Source organism: Intestinibacter sp. (assembly GCF_022780145.1).
Lineage (GTDB): Bacteria > Bacillota > Clostridia > Peptostreptococcales > Peptostreptococcaceae > Intestinibacter.
In genome coordinates, this window is sequence record NZ_JALEXO010000162.1 from 1 (window position 1) to 2,777 (window position 2,777).

The window sequence follows — 2,777 nt, forward strand, 5'->3', positions numbered from 1 at the left end:
CAAGAGAGAATAACTAGAGAGGTAAACACACCACCTGAAATAGACGAAAGCATTGTAAACACTAGAGTTTCAGATATTAAAACTAAATACAATAATGATGCTGATGCAAATAGTAATGGTAATAATACAGCTAAAGTTAAAACAGCAAGTACTAAAAATAGTATACCTAAAAACGAACAAGCTCCACAAAGTAAAGCTGATTCGAAAGTAGATACTGTAGATACTAAGACAAATGCGAAATCTAATAAAGCAAATGCAAGTGCTGATGAACCAGTAGAGGTTAAACCTGAAAGACCTAAGAATCTAATTTCTGATAAGCAAATAAATCTATTCAATATAAGAGCTAAGAACAAAAGCAGAAATAAGGTATATGAAATATTAGGTAAGTTTGGTTACACTTCTGTAGATGCTATTGAGAAGAAAAACTTTAACAATATTTTATATTATATAGACCAACTTCAACCAGTAAGAGCTATGGCATAGACCATAGCTCATTTTTATTTTATCAAGTAATATCAATGGTTTTAGCAGATTATGAGTAGGTAAAATAAATATTTAAAAACGTTAATTAATTAAAAAATAAACATAGATAAATGGAATAGGAGATAGAGTTATGGCAAAGAAATCAAGAGAAAATGCGAAGAGAGTAGATATAGTAAGTATAAAAATGGTAAAGGACAGCTCAATTAAATATGCTAATAGACAAATCGGAAGTCCTTTTGATGCTTTCATATTAGTAAAAGATTTATTAGAAGGCTGCGATCGAGAAAAGTTACTAGCAATATGCTTAGATACAAAAAATCAACCAAGTAATATTTCAGTAGTAAGTGTTGGATCTGTTAATGCATCTATAGTACACCCTAGAGAGGTGTTTAAGACAGCTATACTTTCAAATAGTAGCAAAATAATGTTAGCTCACAATCACCCAAGCCAAATACTAAAACCAAGTTCAGAGGATAAATTAATAACAAAGAGAATCCAAGATGCTGGTGAGATTTTAGGAATAGAGCTTTTAGACCATTTAATCGTGGGAGATAATAAGTACTTTTCGTTTAAAGAAAACTGTATTTTGTAAAATTATTTTATAGTATAATAGAAGTATAAAATAGTTAAATGAGGTTATAGTATAAAATGAAGTTATATCATGGAACATCAAATATTAGTGCAGATAATATTCTCAAATATGGAATTGATTTAGAAAAAGGAAATACAGAAGTTGATTTTGGTAAAGGATTTTATACCACTAATAATTTTGAATTTGCAGAAAAAAGAGCTATTTATAGAGCAAAATCAGAAAGTCGTTTTAATAGAAATGCAGATGTAAAACCTGTTGTTATTGAATTTGAAATAGATGAAAATACAATTAATCAAAAGAAGACAAAATATAAATTAAAAAGGTTTAAAGGTTCAGATAATGAATGGGCTAAGTTTTGTATTTATAACAGATGTGATAATGAATTTTTAGAAAAAAACAATATAGATTTTCATAATAAAGATTCTAAATATGATATTGTTATAGGTAAAACTGCTGATGTAAGTATATCAACTTTATCTTGTAGATTTAGTGAAGGAAAGTATCAAATAGATAAGAATACACATACTATTATAGACAATAAAGATTTTAAAACTCAATTTTCTTTTCACTCAAAAAGAGTATTAAAGGAGTTAGAAATAATAAAAATTATAGAGTTATAGAAAGGAGTTGATAGTATGTTTTCAGAAAAAGATATAAATGAATTTAAATATTATATCATTCAAAATTTAGTTTCAAATTTTAATATAACAGAATTAGAAGCTAAAGATATGCTTAAAGCATCTCCTATTAATGACTTACTTAGAGAAGATCCTGAAATGGTTATGCATGATGGAGTTTCTTATTGGGCTAAATTAATTTATAATTATAAAAGACCCATGGAAATGGCTATGAATTAAAAACTGAATATATAATATGCTAAAAATAAACGGAATTACGTTATAAAAGTAGTTCCGTTTTATTTTATTTATCTTTTTAAGTAATATCAAGGGATAGACGAGTTTCTATCCCTTTTTAATTTACAAAATTAATTCAAAAAAATATTTAATAATCGGAGGAAATAACAATGTTGGATACTAAAAATATAATAGAAAAAATGAAAGCTTATGAAATAGAATGTGTTGAAAATAGATACGAAAATTTAGCAGAGGAAAGAGTTACAGAAATATTTGATATGGCTGAAAATAAAGAGGAAGTACAATTTTTACAAGACAATATGGATATACTGTCTGACCTAATCTTTGGTGGAGTTTATATGGATAGAGATATTTTAAGAACTCATGTATTTATAAATAGCTCTTTAGACTTTAGATACAATTTAACTGTAGAGGAATCAAGTGAATTAGCTGAAAGCATCTTAAATAATGGTATAGGATTATGCCAAAGTCATATATTCTACACAGATAAAGAAAACTTAGAAGAAGTCGCAAAGAGAGTTTTAAATGATAGACTAGACGATCCTGAATATGTGAAGAAATACTTTAGCAAAGAAGAAATAATAGACCTATGGGTACAAGAAAGAAGCAAAGAAGATGTAATAGACCAATTAATATTTACACATGATGTAGAGAGCTTACTAGAGCTAACACCAGCAGTAGCCTTTACTACAAGCGAAGATGTTAAGGTTTACTATTCTTATATTGACCATAGATTTTATGGAGGACTTTAAAATGGAATTAGAAAAACCAATAAAATTCCTTCCTAAGGATATAAGTAAGTTTCCGATAGTTAGGATTATAGGTAA

Annotated in this window: 5 protein-coding genes; all 5 read left to right on the forward strand. The window is 27.3% G+C overall.

Going from position 1 to position 2,777, the window contains the following annotated elements; translation table 11 throughout:
- Positions 1-483 (forward strand): hypothetical protein (locus MR593_RS06270; protein WP_290690943.1); only part of this gene is annotated, 483 nt, incomplete at its 5' end.
- Positions 484-613: 130 nt separating this feature from the next.
- Positions 614-1,075, forward strand: a complete 462-nt coding sequence (locus MR593_RS06275) for a JAB domain-containing protein (protein WP_290690946.1) — start codon at positions 614-616, stop codon at positions 1,073-1,075.
- Positions 1,076-1,131: 56 nt separating this feature from the next.
- The gene (locus tag MR593_RS06280) at positions 1,132-1,695 is read left to right on the forward strand and encodes a DUF3990 domain-containing protein (protein ID WP_290690949.1); all 564 of its coding nucleotides are present in this window, start codon (positions 1,132-1,134) and stop codon (positions 1,693-1,695) included.
- Positions 1,696-1,710: 15 nt separating this feature from the next.
- A complete protein-coding gene (locus MR593_RS06285) occupies positions 1,711-1,932 on the forward strand; it encodes a hypothetical protein (RefSeq protein ID WP_290690953.1) in 222 nt (73 codons plus the stop codon).
- A gap of 167 nt (positions 1,933-2,099) precedes the next feature.
- Positions 2,100-2,702: a hypothetical protein gene (locus MR593_RS06290; protein ID WP_290690955.1), complete on the forward strand. Its 603-nt coding sequence runs from the start codon at positions 2,100-2,102 to the stop codon at positions 2,700-2,702.
- The last annotated feature ends 75 nt before the right edge of the window (positions 2,703-2,777 follow it).

Coding starts and splice junctions, on each gene's coding strand:
- MR593_RS06275 (WP_290690946.1), top strand. CDS start 614: ATGGCAAAGAAATCAAGAGAAAATGCGAAGAGAGTAGATATAGTAAGT.
- MR593_RS06280 (WP_290690949.1), top strand. CDS start 1,132: ATGAAGTTATATCATGGAACATCAAATATTAGTGCAGATAATATTCTC.
- MR593_RS06285 (WP_290690953.1), top strand. CDS start 1,711: ATGTTTTCAGAAAAAGATATAAATGAATTTAAATATTATATCATTCAA.
- MR593_RS06290 (WP_290690955.1), top strand. CDS start 2,100: ATGTTGGATACTAAAAATATAATAGAAAAAATGAAAGCTTATGAAATA.